Source organism: Clostridiales bacterium (genome assembly GCA_030016385.1).
Classification (GTDB): Bacteria; Bacillota; Clostridia; order Clostridiales; family Oxobacteraceae; genus JASEJN01.
In genome coordinates this window covers 18,151-37,725 of record JASEJN010000008.1, presented here as the reverse complement: position 1 = coordinate 37,725, position 19,575 = coordinate 18,151, and the positions used below count along the sequence as shown (strand labels likewise).

Annotated in this window: 11 protein-coding genes; 2 read left to right on the top strand and 9 right to left on the bottom strand. The window is 37.8% G+C overall.

All coding sequences use genetic code 11. From position 1 onward, the window contains the following. Window positions 1–469: 469 nt before the first annotated feature. Window positions 470–1,651 carry a cation diffusion facilitator family transporter gene (locus QME45_03365; GenBank protein ID MDI6617702.1) on the top strand — a complete coding sequence of 394 codons (1,182 nt, stop codon included), beginning with the start codon at window positions 470–472 and terminating at the stop codon, window positions 1,649–1,651. Window positions 1,652–1,808: 157 nt separating this feature from the next. Here the strand turns inward: QME45_03365 and QME45_03360 are convergent, their stop codons facing one another. From QME45_03360 to QME45_03325, 8 genes are all read right to left on the bottom strand, one after another. After that, window positions 1,809–2,912, bottom strand: a complete 1,104-nt coding sequence (locus QME45_03360; protein ID MDI6617701.1) for an oligogalacturonate lyase family protein — start codon at window positions 2,910–2,912, stop codon at window positions 1,809–1,811. Window positions 2,913–3,003: 91 nt separating this feature from the next. Then, window positions 3,004–4,587: an extracellular solute-binding protein gene (locus QME45_03355; GenBank protein ID MDI6617700.1), complete on the bottom strand. Its 1,584-nt coding sequence runs from the start codon at window positions 4,585–4,587 to the stop codon at window positions 3,004–3,006. Between the two features lie 49 nt (window positions 4,588–4,636). Further along, on the bottom strand, window positions 4,637–5,530 hold the full coding sequence (locus QME45_03350; protein MDI6617699.1) for a carbohydrate ABC transporter permease: 894 nt from the start codon (window positions 5,528–5,530) through the stop codon (window positions 4,637–4,639). Window positions 5,531–5,543: 13 nt separating this feature from the next. Continuing rightward, window positions 5,544–6,503: an ABC transporter permease subunit gene (locus tag QME45_03345; GenBank protein ID MDI6617698.1), complete on the bottom strand. Its 960-nt coding sequence runs from the start codon at window positions 6,501–6,503 to the stop codon at window positions 5,544–5,546. A 45-nt stretch (window positions 6,504–6,548) separates the two neighbouring features. Next, window positions 6,549–8,303 (bottom strand): hypothetical protein, encoded by a 1,755-nt coding sequence (locus QME45_03340; GenBank protein ID MDI6617697.1) that lies wholly within the window; start codon window positions 8,301–8,303, stop codon window positions 6,549–6,551. A gap of 221 nt (window positions 8,304–8,524) precedes the next feature. Next, entirely contained in the window at window positions 8,525–10,879 is a 2,355-nt protein-coding gene (locus QME45_03335; protein ID MDI6617696.1) for a helix-turn-helix domain-containing protein, read from the bottom strand. Between the two features lie 148 nt (window positions 10,880–11,027). Next, window positions 11,028–13,853: a glycoside hydrolase family 38 C-terminal domain-containing protein gene (locus tag QME45_03330; GenBank protein MDI6617695.1), complete on the bottom strand. Its 2,826-nt coding sequence runs from the start codon at window positions 13,851–13,853 to the stop codon at window positions 11,028–11,030. A gap of 133 nt (window positions 13,854–13,986) precedes the next feature. Further along, window positions 13,987–15,804, bottom strand: coding sequence for an L-fucose isomerase (locus QME45_03325; protein ID MDI6617694.1), 1,818 nt, complete (start codon window positions 15,802–15,804; stop codon window positions 13,987–13,989). 474 nt (window positions 15,805–16,278) lie between these two features. On the opposite strand from QME45_03325, the gene QME45_03320 reads away from it, so the two are divergent. Further along, window positions 16,279–17,283, top strand: coding sequence for a LacI family DNA-binding transcriptional regulator (locus tag QME45_03320; GenBank protein MDI6617693.1), 1,005 nt, complete (start codon window positions 16,279–16,281; stop codon window positions 17,281–17,283). Window positions 17,284–17,321: 38 nt separating this feature from the next. Here the strand turns inward: QME45_03320 and QME45_03315 are convergent, their stop codons facing one another. After that, complete coding sequence (locus tag QME45_03315) at window positions 17,322–19,505, bottom strand: hypothetical protein (GenBank protein ID MDI6617692.1); 2,184 nt, start codon at window positions 19,503–19,505, stop codon at window positions 17,322–17,324. Window positions 19,506–19,575: the final 70 nt, after the last annotated feature.

The window sequence follows — 19,575 nt, the reverse complement described above, 5'->3', positions numbered from 1 at the left end:
TTTTAAATTGAAATCAGTTAAATTGCATAGTATCTGCCGTATTAATCAAAATACTTTTTAAATTCGTTGGAATAAGTGTTCAAACAAAAAATAGCTACTAACTATCATCAATTTAAATAATATATGCAATTGTGAGAATAATCAAATATGATAATTATCTATATATAGCGGAATTATTATATCTATCTATATTTTTTGCATCTATCTGTCTTATATCTCAGCATTTATTCCATTAGCATCTATTTAATCGATTTTTAACTTACAAAACTCGAATCTAGCGAATTAACTAGTTCTTAAAATAACACAAGCTCAAATTGCAAATCGGACCAGAAGCAATAAGGTGTATAAAGATCATTTGAAGAATATGCATCCGAAGCAATAAATTTTTTTGATTTTTTGCTTGGTTTGATGTATCATAAGTTATTAAATTATTATATGTATAAAATTTTGATTTTTAAAAGGTGATATCATGTTTATTGAATTTATAACGAAAAAGTTCATAAAAAATTACAAGGACATTGAGAATAGAAGTGTGCGTCAGTCTTATGGCACCTTGGTAAGCATAATAGGCTTGATCATTAACTCCATGCTTTTCTTAATAGAGTTTATAATAGGCATCCTGGTAAACAGCATAGCCGTAACGGCGGATTCTTTTGACAAGCTTTCGGATGCATCTTCGTCCGTAATAACTCTTGCGGGATTTAAACTTTCCAATAAACCCGCCGATAAAGAACACCCTTTCGGGCACGGACGCATAGAGTATTTGTCAGCCATGCTGGTAGCCTCACTAATATTGCTGGTTGGCGTAAGATTCATAAGTAGTTCATTTTCGAGAATACTCAAGCCTCAAGATGTAAAATTTAATATTATATTCTTCCTCATCATTCTACTTGCGATACCTCTTAAGTTGTATTTGAGCCATCTCAATAAGTATATAGGTAAAAAGATTAATTCTTCCGCCCTAAAAGCTGCCGGAGCGGATTCGTTGAACGATGTCTTTACTTTGAGCGGAGTCGTGCTGTCGATGATCATATCAGGTTTTCTGCATATCCATATTGATGGATATGTTGGCGTACTGATTGCATTTGCGATTATCATGTCCGGTATATCTATAATGAAAGATACTATAGACCCTCTCTTGGGCGAGGCTCCGGATCCGACCCTTGTAAAGGAAATCAAAAGGCTTGCTTTAAGCCATAAACTGATAATCGGAATCCACGACCTTGTAATACACAACTATGGGCCAGGGAGATGCATGGCTTCATTTCATGCAGAAGTCCCTTATAATGTGGATATAATGACATTGCATTCTGAAATAGATAAAACCGAAAAAGAGATAACAAATAAGCTTAACATTTTTACAGTAATACACATGGATCCTGTATGCAACGATTCAAAAGAGATATCGGATGCAAAGGAAGAAGTGTTGGCCATTCTCAAAAAATTTCCCGAAATCGGATCTATGCACGACTTCCGGGTAGTCGGTAAAGGAAAAGATAAAAATCTTATATTCGATATTGTAATCCCTTTCGGAATAAAAGTTTCGCCTGCGAAGAAGGAACTTTTAAAACAAGAATTAACTAAAGAGATCAAAAAAAAGCACCCTGCCTACGATGCTGTAATAACTGTCGACAGGGATTATACAACATAAAGTTAGCTATCTATTTTCTTACTCGATTATATATTTTATCAAAATCGATATGATATAAAAAAGATAACGGCAGGATCTGGATGCATATAAAAAATATACATTCATAAGATCAACCGTTATCCATAAGTTTAATGTCTATTTGACTGCATCCAAAGTGCTATATTTCTACTTTGTAAACACATGGCTTCCCATCCATATCTGAAGTAAAAATGATAGCATTTTCATCCGGCGTAAAAGCTGGATGAGGATGACAGTCCTGAGTTGAGCCATAACTTTTCCAGCTCGTGCCATGGAAGCATAATTTCTCTTCTTTTCTACTTGCGACATCAACTATAAAAAGAAACGGTTCTACAGGCGGTTGGGCATCCCCAACAATTATTGTATTTTTTGAATCCGAGGTAAAATGACAATAATTCGAGCACTCCATTAATTCTTTTATTTTCAAAGTAATAGGATCAACATATCTTATAGTAGTGCGGCCATTTATTTGCCTGTGCATAAATGCTATTTTTGAACCATTATTTATCCAGTATTCATGCGTAGTAACCACCTCATCCGGTTCTTTTGGCGTGGCACATCTTAAATTAGTGCCATCAGAATTGATAAGCCATATTCTCGCATCTATTTTAGTTCCCGGACCTTCATGGCAGAACATGAGAACGTTATTATTATGCGGCCTTATTTGAGGATGTCCGAGCCAACAGTGGGCCTCTTCATGAATAACCCTGCTCCTTTTATTATCTACATCGATATATATCAGGCGGCAGTTCGGTTTTACGGCCCATTGAGTTTCAAAAGCAGACCAGTTATTATTCTGTACAATGTCCTTCTTATTCATTTCATTGACAAGCATGAATTTATCGTCAGAGCTCATTCCAAACGCACCTATTTTCCATTTCTCAGGCGTTTTGTAAATAATTTCTTCATTCAATGAATCCATATCAAGTCTTATTACAGAATCTCCGTTAATATAAAATAAAAATTTATCGTTTCCTGAAAGACATGCACTGAAGTCATCGATTTCATAACCATCCGTAAGCTGTATATTCGCGCCATTCATTAAATCAAGTTTGTAATAGTTCCTATTGCCGTCCCTATTACTTGCATATATCAAATACCTTCCATCATTCGTTATCATTTTATTATAGAAATATGGATGATGGCTTATATATTTATCTGATGTGAGCCTTACGACTTTCCTTCCCGTATATTTATCATTATATTTTTTAAATATATTTACAGACTTTTGGCCTTTGCCCAAATTTTTGACCTCCATTCCCCAAGCAAAAGAATACACATTTTTATATATTTTACCTATGAATCAGACTTGCCACTGTCATATTTTATATTTCCTACTTTGAAAAACTTTCCTTGTTTTTATCATACCATTCCTGGACATATGCATCTACTTTATCACCGCCAAGACGCTTTCTCTCATTGCGCAACTGCTCTATTCCCCAATCAACAGTATATTTGCTTCCACCCGTCACTACTTTTGTCTCAATATCTGCTTGTATCGGTTGAAATTCAGTACTAAGTTGAGATATATCAGTGCTTGTAGGATTATAAGGCGTTGTCCTTGGGAATTTATTCTTAAGCTGTGTCTCAAGAGACAGCGATTCAACTTTGGCATATTCCTGGGACATAGCATCCGATGCAGCCATTATAGGAAACCAATCAGCTTTCGGATCTAACTGGCTTATGAGCGCATATTCACCTGAATATCCAAGCTCAGTTCTGTTTTTATCAGCATCTATAGCCTGCGGTACATTATTTACCATCTTATAGTTGCTGCCTTCTATACCAAACGTTATGGTAAACCATCCCTTGTCAATCAGCCAATCCATTAACTGTACAATAGCCTTTGGATTCTTTGCATCCTTATTGACACCTATTATACGATTCGCAGGGGGTTCCTGCCACATTCCAAACTTGCCGTACTTGGTCGACACCGATTCAAGCGGTACCATTTGAGCGTTAGGGACATTCTTCTTTAAATCTTTCCACTCATTTCCCATATTCCATCCGCCAAAATATATTCCTGCTTTACCGGTAACCCAAATCTGCCTCTCTCTTGTAAAGTTTGTATCTGTTATAAATTCCTTGTCTATTAAACCTTCATCGAACATTTTTTTTCTAAATGCCAACACGTCTTTATATCTTTCCGTGTTTAACGGATTGATTATTTTACCATTATCTACAATATTCCATGCAGCTCCATATAGAGCGGAAACTATACCGGCCATATTATAGTTGAATGCGAATCCATAGGTATCCGCTTTGCCATTACCGTCCGGATCCTGATTCTTGAAAGCTTCTGCAACTTTAAATAACTCTTCGTCGGTAGTCGGCATTTTAAGGCCCAGTTTGTCAAGCCAATCCTGTCTGATCCACATAGCATGGTTAGCTATTGAATCTATCCCTCTTTTGCTTGTGAAAGCATACATTTTATTATTAAAAGTAACATAGGGTTTTAATTCCGAATTTTTAGCAAGATAGTTTTTATACGCTATGCTGTATTTTTGTATATATTCATCTATAGGCTGAAGTGCTCCCTGGTCAACTAGTTGTGATATATAATCCCTGCTATATTCCCAGAGAAGATCCGGAGCCTGTCCGGAGGCAATAAGCGTATTCATTTTTTGAATATCCTGAGTCCTTGGTACAGGTACCCATTTTACCTTAACGCCTGAATTTTGATTGATGTATTTTGTCCAGCGGTTTTCCTCATATGTTCCTTCCGAGGCTGGAACCTGTCCTCTGTCTAATATGATAGCGCTTACCTCCTTAGGTAGCTTATCATACTGGTCTGCAGAATTAGAACCGGCATTGCCTCCTTCTTTATTCCCCGGTTTGCTTCCACACCCTGGCATAATTAATACCATAAGGACCATAAGTAATACTGAAACAACCCTTTTGAATTTCTCCAACTTCATTTTTATTCCTCCTTAATTTATTTTATATATTAAGCTTGTAAACTTAATATCAACCCTTTATAGAGCCTATCAATACACCCTTTACGAAATATTTCTGAAGGAATGGATATATACAGAGTATTGGAAGTGTTGCTATGACTATTGATGCAGCTTTCAGAGTTTCAGGCGCTACAGTATTTTCTATGATACCTTCAGTTCCTCCGGAAAGATTTGTATTTATCATTATCATCTGTGCCATATCGAGCATCTGCATGAGTTTCACCATCAAAGGCATCTTGCCCGTGCTTGTAATATAAATCATCGCATTAAAATATGAGTTCCACCATCCTACAGCATAGAATAGCGTGAGCGTGGCAAGCATCGGAAGGGAGAGAGGTATTACTATACGCACAAGTATTTGAATGTCATTTGCCCCATCTATCGCGGCTGCCTCCTCCAAGCTATCCGGGAGGCCTTCAAAAAAAGTTTTCATTACAAACATATTGTACGTACTTATAAGCCCCATAAGCCATAACCCCGCATACTTGTTCATAAGGCCCAGATTTTTTATCAATATAAAATTTGGAATCAATCCTCCGTTAAAGAGCATTGTAAAAATAATTATCAATAAGAAAACCTTTCTTCCCTTTAACCTCTTTTTCGATAACGAGTAAGCAGCAAGCACTGTTGCCGACATATTTATTATTGTGCCGACAACGGTTAAAATCACAGTATTCTTCATGGCAACAAATATCTGGCCGTCTTGGAGCAATTGTTTATATGCAAGAACATTAAATTCCACAGGCCTCCAGAATATTTCCCCTGAAGATACAGCACGACTGCTGCTGAATGAAGTCGCAACTATCTGTATAAAAGGATAAAGCGCAATAAAAGAACAAAGACCTATAAATATATAATTGATCACAATAAATATCTTTTCACCGGTAGATTTTTTAATAGTCAAAACCTCTCCCCCTTTACCAAAGCCCTGTTTCTCCCATAGCCTTTATTATTTTGTTGGAACCCAAAACCAGTATCATGCTTATAACAGATTGAAAAAGTCCCAGGGCCGTAGTATAACTGTATTGCATACCCTGTATTCCAAGTCTATACACATATGTGCTTATAACCTCAGCGACATTGGTAACCGCACCATTTTGCAGTATAAATATCTGCTCAAAGCCGACATCCATCATGGAACCCATTCTCAATATAAGTAAAATTGCTATGGTACTCCGTATCCCGGGAAGAGTTACATGCCAGATCTGCTGGAATTTATTGGCTCCATCCAGTACGGCAGCTTCATAAAGTTCAGTATTAATACCTGTTATTGCCGCCAAAAATATTATTGTTCCCCATCCTGCGTCATGCCATATGCCTGATAGTATAAATACCACAGGCCACCACTTCGTGCTCGCCATAAAATATATGGGTTTAATCCCGAATACCCGGGAAAGTATGATATTAATAACGCCTGTGCTTGGAGACAAAAGTGCAACCACTATACCCCCGAGAACAACCCATGAAATAAAATGCGGCAGATAAAATAAGCTCTGTGATACTTTTTTGAAAAAAATGCAGCGTATCTCGTTTAGCAATATTGCAAGAATTATTGGTATGGGGAAGGCAAACACAACACTATATATATTAAGAAGTAGGGTATTTCTAAGTATCATTAAAAAATCCCGACTTGTAAATAGTCTTTGAAAATGTTTAAATCCAACCCACTTACTGCCAAGTATACCGTCTGCAAATCTAAAATCTTTAAATGCTATTATTACTCCATACATGGGGCCATACTTGAAAACAATATAATATGCCAGTATTGGAACCAAAAAAAGATATAGATACCTGTCTCTAACTATCGCTTTTAATAATGGTGATTTCCCTTTTACTATTCCTTTGCCTCTATGAACTGTAACTGTTTTTTCACTCAAATGATATTCCCCCTTCTAACTTGAAATCATATGCCATAGCCCAAATTATCTATCTTCATCGAACTCCTTATCATTCACATAACCTATGCAGGATCTGTAAAGCGTATCAAATGTGCCACACTTTACAGGAGAGTCTATTTTTAATACCTCATCATTCTCTTTCCATATTGTTCTAATATTATTATCATTTATTTGGCATATAGCATCAGAAGCATCTACATCCTCTTTTATAGAACCAATAAAAAATGCCATAGTGCAAGATGCTTTTAGATCTTTAAAGCATATGTTTTTCTTCTCGCCGCTGTACAGGATAATATCAAGGTATATCTTCCCATCTTCATTTTGAACCTTATAACATATGTCATTATCACCGAAGGAACTATACAAGACCTTCAGTTTCAAAATTACATTCTCCGATGCAATGCTTATGCATCCATCAGTCCATTTAGAGGGAACCCCATTTTCTTCTCTTAAACCGGTAATCTCAAATCTTAACCTCAGATCTTTTGCACCTATAGTAGCATTTTCTACCATATCGAGGTTACAGTGGGTATCGCCGCCATCTGTTGCAAAATTGATCGCAGATAATACTCTGCCCTTTGATTGTACGCTACAAATAGTTCCGGAAGAATAATCATACCCGTCATGAAGACATCGGAGTCGAAGGCATATTGGCCTTTCTCTTGTACCAAAGTAAGCTACAAATGCTCTCCTCTGATTCCAGAAATCAGATTTGTAAAATGTGCCGATAGAATAATATTTGTCTATATAACATATAGCAGTTTCACTTTTCCTTCCGGAACTCTTTTTTACATATATACTTTTTTCAGTTCTTGCACCACAAAATTTCTCAAAGTATACTTTGTATTTATCCGGGCATCTCAGCCTTATTCTGTAAGTCTCAATGCCTGCCTCTACCTCATCCTCAGGAAGTAACTGAAGTCCTTCTCCTACAGACAGCTGTATTTTTGACCAGAGTTCTTTTCCCTGAATGGAAGAATAGCATCTGCTATGAGGCCCCGACCATTGCCCTGTAGGTTGATGGAAATGATGTGCCATGCATCTCCATCCTATGTCATTTAAATCTTTGATCATCCTTATGCATTCTTTATCTTTTATCTGATTTAACATTCTTGATATATCCTCTAATGCCACCATTGTATAAGTAGGGCTGTTATATTCAGTAAAATCTCCATTATCCATATTATATTTATGAAGGCCGATGAGACGCTTTTTTGCATAGCTAAATATTTCATCCTCGCCGAAAAGCTCTCCCGCAAAAAGTGTCACATATGTTCCCATAATGGATATATTTGTATAGTGCGGCCCCATATTTCTTTTCATAATAGATTTACATGCGCAGAGGATAGAAGATTTTACCGTGTTAAATATGTCCCCGGGAATTCTGCTCTTATGATCGGATGCAACCTGAAGCAGTTCCTTTCCGCAAAAGTCGGCCCAATTCCAATCTGGAGGCGACATCTTATCTAATGGTTCTTCATAAAACCACGACCATATTCCATAAGTGTCGTGTGATGGATTTTTATCCTGAAGAGAAATAACTTTTTTCAGAATGTCTATGGCTCTCAGCCTGTATTTTTCTATCCCGCTGTCGAGCAGCGCTACCGCATAAGATAGAGAATCCCTTGTAGGATGTACAAATTCTTCTTTTAATTTAGTATGGTAACCTGGCGAAGAAAAAGGCTTTTTTACCATCATTTCATTTTCATCATATAATGCATTCCATTTATTAAGGGCCCTAATGAAACTTTTATATTCTTTTTCACTCATATGTACCAATTTAATACGCTTCCTTATAACGAATTTTTAGTATGTTCTGTAATTTCATTCTATATACACACGCGCACCTTTTAAATGGCATATTTTTAATTAAAGTATCCTTTCTTATTTCTTCTTAATTAACTTTTTTTAATCAAATAGTCTTTTCTTTAAAAACAAAAAGGATAGTTCATGTACATCTTTTAATATCATGAACTATCCTTGCTATTTATATATATCGATTATCTGTTTTGAAAAGTACCATTTCTCGTATCCGACCTGTATTCTCCTGGAGTTTTGCCCGTATATTTTTTAAATATCCTTATAAAGCTGTGGCAATTAGCATATCCAACTTTCTCTACTATGTCATTTATTTTAAAATCCGTATGGGTAAGCAAATTTTTGGCTTTTTCCATCCTTATTGAAATCAAATAATCAGTAAAATTGGTCCCCATGCTTTCTTTAAATACTTTGCTTAGATAAGGCACACTTATATCAAATGTTTCTGCCAGAGAGTTTAAAGTCAGGTCATATTTCATATAGTTTGATTGTATAAATGAAATTATATTTTCAATAAGCTCATTATTCCCCTTCCGATGCCTTCTTTCCTCTATCTTTTCAATATACTCTTTGAATATACCTTGTATATATTCTTCCATTTGTTCAATTGTTTCCATCTGAATCAACGCCTCAAATATGTTGTTGTAGTTGCGTTTTGTCAGCTGAGTTATGTCTACTCCCGCATCCAGCATTACTTTAGTAGCCTTCATTACAAGCTGCATGCAAAATTCTCTTATAATATCCGGCGGTATATTTTTCTTTACAGCCTCATTAAACATCCTTGAAATCTGTTTTCGGGTTTCTGTGGTATTTGTACACCTTATAGAACTAATTATTGAATCGATTATTGGCAATATCATATAGAGCTGACGTTCATCATGAACTTTTACATCATCAATTGAAATAATAGCGTTGTTACCCATGATAACCTTGTATTTGAGTGCCTCGACTGCTTCATTATAAGACTTATAAATATCGTCCATACATTCATAACATGAGCCTATACCTATAGATACGGAAACACTGAGATGTACATTCATAAAATCTTTAATAGCTTCTGCCACAGTCAATATTCTTATCTGGTTGCTTGTATTATCAGCAGTTTCAAAGCTCATTATGATTGCGGCTTTGTCATTGCTCGTTTCGATACCTACTCCAAGGTTTTCCTGATTTATAAAATCTTCTGCCTTCTCAATAATTGTATATATATAAAAATCAATATTCTTATCATTTTTATCATTTACCAATTCATTTTTGTTATCGATGCTCACTACCATTACAGCAAAATTAGACGGATATAATTTCACATTTACAAGTGCAATTTTTTTCCTGATATCATCAATATTTTTAGTATTCCCCATAAGCAAATCCGTCAATAACCCCCACTTTATAATGGGCATGGTTTCAGTAATCTGCTTTCTCATGCTTTCATGATTTTTTATAACGTTATTTATGGTTCTCTCCATATAGTCAAGATTTTGGCATTCATCCTCTATTTGCCCATTTATGCCAATACCCTTTATATTTTGCCTTATAGAATGGAAAAACCTTTCGATTGGCCTTGTAGTCAGCTTGCCGACAAAGCCAATGGCTATTAACCCTATGGCGAGCATGAATAGCGAGATGGTAATCAGTACGTTTCTCGTAGTAGCAAGAGGCTTATCTACTTCTACGTTGGGGATTATGCTTATATATTTCCAGCCTGTATAGGAAGATGTAATATAAAATACAGTACATCTCATACCGTCTATTTTTTCATTTAAATAACCTTCTTTAGGACCTGTTAGTATCTGGAATATATAATTGTTATTAGTCAAATCATTATAAAGCATATCCTTTGTATCATGGCTTATAATGTGACCCGATTTATCCATTATAAATATATGATCCGTATCACGGGATCTGGCATTTTTGATAATGCTATAAAGTTTATCTTCATCCACATTTACAACCATCGCACCCTTTCTAAAACCCACGCTGTTGGAAATTGGATATAGTCTTATCAGGGAGATTATATTTTTTTGAATAGAAAAAAGAGAATCCTCCATAACTTTTCTAGTCGAAAGCCACTTATTATATCCATCCATGTTTTCATAATCTTTAATCCAATTGTTATCAAAAAAATTATCGCTTGATTCCATTACAGTGTCAGACAATATTTTACCTTTAACATTTGAGTAAAGATAAATAGAATAGATATTGCTGTTGGAAAACTTAAGATTTATCAGTTGACTTGACAATTTATAATTATTCTCGTAATTATCCGTACTGTCACTAGAATTGCCATCCATAAAAATTCTTACTTCAGGCTGCTGGACAAAATTTATCGCTTCCTTGTCTATTTCCTTTAAAATCATATCTACATTTTGATTTATTTGTTTTAAAAATGCTATATTGGTATTTGTAACTTCGCTTTCAAGATTCTTGGTTGAACTAAAATAAAATACTATCACAGTAGAGATAATTACAAATATAAAAATCAACATGTACCATAATATTATCTTCGTAGACAGATTGTTTTTTAGTTTGTTTAGCATTTTTACCTCCAGAATATACCGATCTTATACCGGTGAGATATTCTATTTTTCTCTAATTGTTGCAAACAGGTTTTTAGGATTTATTCATAATATGAAATGTATCGATTTAAATAATACATTTCATATTATGAATTGCATCTTCAGGCATTTAGAATTCAATGCAGATATTTGCTATGCTGTATGGTTTTATGTCAAACTTCACTCTTTTTCCCATTATCTCGATTCCCAAATCCGTTTCAATGATATTTTCATTTATATCCATAAAGCATGCCATCTTTGGCGCATTATAAAATTTGAATACAACATTTCCATTTTGTCCCTCGGTCTCATAAACCCTCATTATTAACCGATTCTTAATGCCAGACTCTGATTCGTACCCACCTTCGGGGGCTTTTATCGCTGAAACAGCCACATTGCCCTCTTCAAGCGATATAAAACCGTTTGTTTTCTTTAACTTTCCCCCATGAACGCCTACAGGCAGCGTTGACATAGGATGGTTAAAGCAGTATGAACTATCTATAAGCGCCTTCCTTGATGTTTCATCTGCTAATTGTATCTCAAAACTGAATTTATGAACTCCAAGCTCAGGATACGGATCCGGATCATAAGAGCTTCTGATCAGCGTCACCGCTATGGAATTTTCAAATCCCCTGAATCCATATTTGTTGTTTGTCACAAGCATCACGGCTTTCTTGCCTCTTTCGCTGCGTTTTGCAAGAGAGAAATTTCCTGCAGGTACATCCATGTCCATAGGCTGCCTTTCAATTGTTCCAAAAGGTACATCGTATACATAAGATGCAACCTTGTAGTTTACAGACATTATGAAATTAAGCTGCGGAATGCATATTCCGTTTTCCCCAACTTCGAGCCAGCGGCATTCAACATCATATTTTAAAGCGGTGCTATTATCATCTAAATATGCATCTACTTTAAGGTATGAGTTTCTAAAGGGTATCTCGTAATGAATGCCCTGCCTTAAATTTCCACTTGGATAACTGATATTCTTTATCCTGACATCCCGGTTGAGATTTGTTATATTCATATACCTTCCTACAATCCATGCAGTCATCTGCTTATTGGTATCCTCTTCTATAAGCCGGAATATGCCGGATGGCTTGCCCGCATCTATCATTTCCTCTCCGCTCTTCTTATCTATAAACGACCTTATGGATGCATTATTTTTATCAAATACTATTTTTACTCTGCTGTTTTCCAGTATGAAGTTATCCTCTTTTTCAACACGAGGGTATTCGCTGCGGGGTACTTCGATTCCCTTGCTGCCGCCATTCATCACATAAATTGAATACCCGTACGACGGTACTTTCACTTCGAGCAAGATTTTTATATACGAATGCCCCCAGTAATAGTCAAATCCATTTTTAAGGAGCATATGAGGAACGGTATTACCATAGCTATCCATAAATATGATGGATTCTATGTTTCCCTGCCAGTCCCAAACTGTAATCTCAACATTTTCTTCTCTGTCTATGTCCGCCGGGTTGAATACTGTAAACACCCTTTTGGTACCCTTTCCCCTGTCGCACTGGGAGATCTTAAAGTCCGAAACGCCAAACCCTACACCCGCCCCCTCCGATGTCGTTTCCTTAATATCGATATCGGGATCGGCATATTCTCTTGTATCTATCAAATTTGCAATATTTCTAAGGGCTTTACTCTTTTCACTGTTTGCAATTGCCAGTGCCCTCTGATAATTACCCATGGCATATTCCCGCGTATCTATGATGCCCGATCCCGGGATAATATCATGAAACTGGTTAAACAGTACGTCCTCCCACGCTTTCGAAAAAGAACCGTTTCTGTATTTAAAACCTGTATAAAGCGATGACAGAGCCGAGAAAGCCTCTGCTTCGTTAAGTACAGCTTCGGTTATCCTGTTGCCGGCTTTAATCCTGCTTTGCGTGGTATAGCAGCCTGTAAATACAAAATTAAGCTCCCCCTTAACCTCTGGAAAATCGGCTCCGGAATTATCAAGATAATTGAAATACTCATGAAAAGTGCCGAATTCTATCCTTGGGAATACAGGCCACTTATTCATATCGATTATCCTTTCTATATCCCTTCTCGTAGGCCCACCGCCATGGTCTCCGACGCCATATACCTTGAGTGCGGTATTTATATTGTAGTTTCTGCAAAACTCCGGAACGAATAAAAACATCGACGGATTAATATCCGAATTGTATCCATAAGGTTCATGATATGCAATTACGGACTTCCCTGACGGCGCAGTCCACCTGTAAATGTTGTATCCTTCATATCCCCTGCAGTGATAATAATATTTTACGCCGCCATCCGACAATATTTCAGGAATATTGACGCTGTGTCCGAACGTATCGGGTTCAAAATCAATCTTCAAACTATTAGGATCTATCCCAAGAAGTTTGGAAAGATATTTCTTTGTATATAGCAACTGTCTTGAGAGGCTTTCGCCATTTGGCATGTTTTTATCACATTCCACCCATGTAGATGCAGTGACTTCCCATTTTCCCTCATCAATCCTCTTCTTTACTTCAGAGAGCATGTCAGGGTCGTAATCTTCCATGATCCTATAGACCGAAGCCTGCGATTGTGAAAACTTGAAATCAGGATACTCATCCATCAGATTAAGCATGGTCCTGAATGTGTCCAATGCAACTGCAGCGGTTTCATCCCATCTCCACATCCAGTTCATATCTATATGTGCATGGGCGGCACATATGACTCTGTATCTTTTAGCTTCTTTTGCAACCTGGAAGAGCATATTTTCCGCATGGCTGCATATTTCTTCGCTGATACTGCCGGTCTTGCTCACTTCAGCAACGGAATAATCCATCGCCTTATCGATCAAATCGTCATATTTTCCCGATTTTGCCTTAGAAAGCTCGATCGCAAATTCCAGTTCTGAATATAACCGTTTGCCGTAATAATCCGTACCGGAATCTTTAACGCTTTTTAATTTATCTTCTAAAGTCTGCACATCTGTATCCCCTTTCCAATATTTAGTTTATATATAATATCTTACTACACTTTTGGTCATATTAGATTACTTTGCATAAAAAACCACGGTGACTTTTATAAATATCACCGTGGCTTATAAGACCAAAATCTATCTATCTTTTACCATACAACGGGCCAAAATTTGCACAAGCCCTGTAATCCGCGCCTTCAGCATCCATCCCGAATGCATTCCATGTGCTCGGCCTGAAAATCTTATCATCAGGTACATTATGCATGCAAACAGGAATTCTGAGCATCGAAGCCAATGTGATCAGATCCGCCCCGATATGGCCGTAGCTTATTGCCCCATGGTTTGCGCCCCAGTTATTCATAACCGAATATACATCCTTGAATGCGCCTTTTCCTGTCAGCCTCGGTGCAAACCAGGTTGTGGGCCACGTTGGATCAGTACGTTTATCGAGTATATCGTGAACATCCTTGGGAAGTTCAACGGTGTAACCCTCTGCGATCTGGAGAACAGGCCCTAGTCCATCGATTATATTCACCCTGGACATCGTGACAGGCATGCCGCCTTTTGTCACAAACTGGGACGAATATCCGCCTCCTCTGAAATATCCAAGGCTTGCATACCTCCATGAAGTCGCGTCGAGACATTTTCCTGCTTCCTCAGGCGTAATCTCAAAGAAAGGTTTCATCGCATGCTTTCCATCCTTGCTCTGCTCACCGGTACCATCCAGCGTCGTCGATCCTGAATTTATAAGATGGATTATGCCGTTTTTGGCAAGACCGGTCAATTCCTTACCGGTAACCCTTTTTACAGATTCAGGGCTCCAGTATGTCCTGACATCTGAGAAAATCTGCGCCGTACCGGTCAATAAATGCCCGAAAAGCATAGCTGTCCCATTTAGGCTATCATTTTCCGTAGCCACTATGAAGGGTTCCCTTATCCCATTCCAGTCAAATGAAGTGTTTAGAATCGTCTCCATGAAATCTCCATTTGGAAAATGGTCTGTCCACTGTCTCTGTCCCTGAAAACCTGCGGCTATGGCATTATGCCCCAATGCTTCTTCTTCAAATCCCGCTTCTGCAAGCTTCGGGTTGCCGATCATGAGATCTCTAGCGATCAAAGTCATCTTTACAACTGTTTCCCAGTCTTTTTCCTTCTGCTCTTTTGTATGCTGCAAATTTATCGGATTGTTGTCTGGACCTTCTTTACAATTTTCTTTTACCCATTTTAATGCTCTTTTGTATTCATCTTTGTCATATATTTCTTCCTCTATCCTTCTGGCGAATTCGGACATATCGATATATTCATTCCTTATTCCGAGGTATTTCTGGAAAAAGTCCGGATTTACCGTCGAGCCGGCGATGCCCATTGCAACCGACCCCATGGAAAGATATGATTTTCCTCTCATTTCCGCAACTGCGAGCCCCGCCTTTGCAAACCTCAACAATTTATCTTTCACATCTTCGGGGATTTCGGTATCGGATACATCTTTTACGTCCCTTCCATAAATTCCAAATGCAGGCAGCCCCTTCTGGCTGTGCCCTGCAAGAGCGGCTGCTAAATAAACTGCACCGGGCCTCTCGGTACCATTAAACCCCCATACGGCTTTTGGTATGTAAGGGTCATAATCTATAGTTTCGGTACCATAGCACCAGCAAGGAGTAACGCTTATCGATAACCCAACGCCTTCTCTTGCAAACTTTTCGGCACATTCCGCAGCCTCTGCAACACCGCCGATGCATGTATCGGCAATTACGCATTGGACCTTCATTCCATTTGGATGCCTTAAATTTTCCTCTATCAACCTGGCAACCGATTTTGCCATATTCATCGTCTGGCCTTCAAGAGACTCCCTGACACCCCTTCGCCTTCCGTCAATAATCGGCCTTATGCCTACTTTTGGTAAACTTCCCCTAAGCCTTTTTACAGGTTCATTTACACTGATCTCTTTAACGTTAGCCATTTTTGCTTCCTCCTTAAAAATATAAAAGGAATTCATCCGCAGTGCATATAAAGTTTATGCACAAAAGATGATTTTCCAATAAAGCTAAACGTTTAGCTTTTAATGTAATTATATGCCATTGTTTCTCTAAAATCAATCTTATGTCCGTCAAAGGGAAATTTTTTATCGAGTGCATATTTTGTATTTGAAGAATATTTTTGATATACGCCAGAACTCAAATTTGCAACTTGCAATTTCATATAAATAAAGCAGTATGGTTTATCTTGCAAATGAACTATCTGACGAATTGAAATAATATCTTCGATTCGTAATATGAGCTCTATGTTATTTTGAGCACTCATTTGTTGCTCAAAATAACATAACCCTATTTATCATAATTTCAAATTACGAATTGAAATAATACAGCAGCGCTTGACACGGCATTTTAATTAAATTAATATTTAGACATATTAACACAGGAGCTGATTTATAAAATTGAGTGCTACAATAAAGGATGTCGCCAGATTGTCAAATGTTTCTATCGCAACAGTTTCAAAATATTTAAATGGCGGCAACGTAAAGGAAGAAAACAGAATAAATATTGAAAATGCCATCGATAAACTGGATTACAGAGTCAATAATTTCGCGCGGAGCCTCAAAATCAACAGGGCAATGACCATAGGAATAGTCGTGGACAGCATTACAAATACATTTTACACAGGTATAATTTCAGTCATTGAGGAATTTCTTAATGAAAAGGGTTATGCCAGCATAGTTTGTGAGACCAAAGAAAATGATGATATACGCAGAAAGAGAATGGATTTTTTGCTGCGCAAAGGTGTGGACGGCTTTATTATATTCACTACAAATATCTCGGCCGATTTTCTGGATTATTATATAAAAAAAGGGGCCGCTATCGTCGTTGTAGACAGCATAGCGGATGGCGTCGACTGCGACTTTGTCACCTCCGATAACATATCCGGAGCATACCAGGCAACAGAACATTTTATATTAAAAGGGCATAAAAAAATCGCCATAATAACAGGAGAAGAAGAAAACTTTTCCGCCGGCGAGAGGCTTAAGGGATACAAAAATGCGATGAAAGATCATAAAATACCGATTTTTGATCGCTATATATATAAAAATTCATATGACTTAGAAGGCGGATATAATTCATTTAAAAAAATAATATCCGATAAAAAAAATATGCCTACAGCCGTACTCATATCAAACTATTTTATGGCTGTAGGCGCGATCATTGCGATAAATGAAAACAATATTTCTATTCCTGATGATATTTCAATAATATGTTTCGACGACCTTGAGCTAAGCAAAGTATTCAAGCCAAAATTGACATCGGTCTCCCAATCGTCTAAAGGTATCGGCATGAACGCAGCCAAAATGCTTTTGGATAGAATCGACAGCAATAATAAAATAGGAACAAGAACTGTAAGGGTTCCTGTAAAGATCACTGTAAACGATTCCATAAAAGCACTGTAACCTGATTCTGCTGCTAACTCTTAACATACAGGCGGGATCTACCATTCTACACTGATTGTCAGCCCATCATGGCAGTTATGATACCTGAGCAGAACAGTGCTGCTTTCCTCATTCCAATTAAGTTCGATATTTGTATTTTTGCTGCTTTTTGATTCATGAGCCTCCGCTTTAATGGGTCTTTGAGCGCAGTAAAACCTTGCGGAAGCTGTCACCGCCTCAGGTCCTGTTGCACTGAAGCTGAATCCGTTTTTCAAAGCGCTGATATTTTCTATCCTTGAAGAAGCTGCAATGAGCTGTAAAGATTTTCTGACTTTTTTGAGATCATACAGCAAAGCTTGCTCTCCCGGCCTTATGGTAAAAGTATCGCATACAGGCAGGAGTTCATCGAATAGATTTACGAATTTTCCATTGAGCACTACAGGATCATTGCTTATAGATTCATCCATTACGGATGCAATTATATAAGGCCCTCTGTGAAGTACGAAAGAATTTCTAGGCTCTATCTTAACGCCTTCATCCTTTAATGCATCGGCTGCAGCCTTTACAGTCTCTCTCAGCTTATCCGCATATTCCCTGCTTTTGGCGCACTTTATAGGATGTACTCCCAAATATGCCAATACGCCCTTTCCTATATTATATAATCCCGGTTTAATATCCGCCTTTAAACCTAAACATTCAAACAGATGCTCTGCAGGGGTCTTATATTTTCTTTTCCCCGAGTTCCACCATTCATGCACATTATGAAAGCTGTCGCTTCCATCCCCAACATACACCAGCGCTCCTCCGTTTTTGACCCACTCGGCAATTGCATTGTGAATATCAGGATGCTCAGGTTTCATAAACTCATAGCTCAAAAGTAAGACTTTATAATCATCGATATACCCTGCAAAGCGCCTGATATTATCAAGCTGTACCGGCCTTATGGGTATTCCATGCTTCAATATCGGAAGAGCCAGGCCATAAAAGGATGACCAGTCTATAAGCTCTGATACCTCTAAATCATTCAATTGATCATATGATGTTCCATCGTATTTAAAAGATTTGACCCTTTTATGCCAGTCAGGGTAATTTCTCTGATACATCGCGGAGTCCGCAAGCAAAATACCTATCTTGGAGCTCTTATTGTCCCACCTGATATCATTCTGTTCCATATCCCTTAAAGTATTCATCAATGTTAAAAGTATTGTAGCATATTCCCCCGGGATACCTTCTTTGCCTTTTCCATCCCCTGATGGGTATGTGCCGTTAAATACTCTGTTGGGCCATGGGCAAACTTCATAGTTTGATACATCCGGATGCAGCAGCGATGCGGCTACAATTTTAAAATAATTTTCTTTATAGTCCTTCCATGTGTGATTTGGATTGTCTTCTATAGGATCATGCAGAAACCACATATTCCTGCCCGTCCCCCTCACCAGCTCCTGCATAATTCCATATTCCAAAAAAGCAGTTTCGAAAGTACGTTCCTTTCTCACTCCTTCATATACATTAGGAGTCCTCGATGTTCCTGTCCATATCTGGGCAATATAGCCATCGACCGACGGAAGATCAATAAGGTGGGACTCGGGGCTTACAATCCTCCACTGGGTATAATTGACGAGGCTGTGGGTGGGAACATAAAAACGCAGATTGCGGTTATATTCCACCTTTGCATATTCCTTCAGATTGCTGCATAACCTGTCAAGACATCTCGTATATAAATATGCTTTTAAACGCGAGGCTTTATATTGCCCGTCCACAGATTCATGAGGTTCCTTCCACGGTTCCTTGTAATAGATCTCCCATTCCCTTTTAAAAGCATCGGAGTATCCGCCCTCTACCCAGAATTCCGGCTCCTCAAGATGAATCGCGTCTACTCCGGCGTCTACAGCCCGTTTAATCCGAAGTGTCAGAAAATCGGAATACGCTATGGTAGGTACCATATATGGCATATCAACTGATGTCCCATGAATTATATTATCATATTCGCTGTTTTTTTGCGCTTCATCCCAGTGAGTCCTTCCATCTATCTTTCCATTCAGATAATCCTGATATCCTCCCCAAGCAACACCTGTCATAAGGTGTACGACATAGCCTCTTTCTTTCCACTTTTTAATCCTTTCGGGCATATCGTCTCCTATGCCATAAACCATTACAAAGTCTGTTTGAAGATCTATCCTGGGATTATAAGGTCTGGATTCCTGAAAGCCTGTTTTCTCTTTCTCTCTGCCTTTTCCTATCATTATAGAATACCTCCAATATCATTTACTAAAGTTACAAATGTCCGAATAACCTATTTTATATTCTAATAAT

What these genes read in the sequence shown, in the direction of transcription:
- QME45_03365 (MDI6617702.1), top strand. Translation starts at nt 470, where the DNA reads ATGTTTATTGAATTTATAACGAAAAAGTTCATAAAAAATTACAAGGAC.
- QME45_03355 (MDI6617700.1), bottom strand. Translation starts at nt 4,587, where the DNA reads ATGAAGTTGGAGAAATTCAAAAGGGTTGTTTCAGTATTACTTATGGTC.
- QME45_03335 (MDI6617696.1), bottom strand. Translation starts at nt 10,879, where the DNA reads ATGCTAAACAAACTAAAAAACAATCTGTCTACGAAGATAATATTATGG.
- QME45_03325 (MDI6617694.1), bottom strand. Translation starts at nt 15,804, where the DNA reads ATGGCTAACGTTAAAGAGATCAGTGTAAATGAACCTGTAAAAAGGCTT.
- QME45_03315 (MDI6617692.1), bottom strand. Translation starts at nt 19,505, where the DNA reads ATGATAGGAAAAGGCAGAGAGAAAGAGAAAACAGGCTTTCAGGAATCC.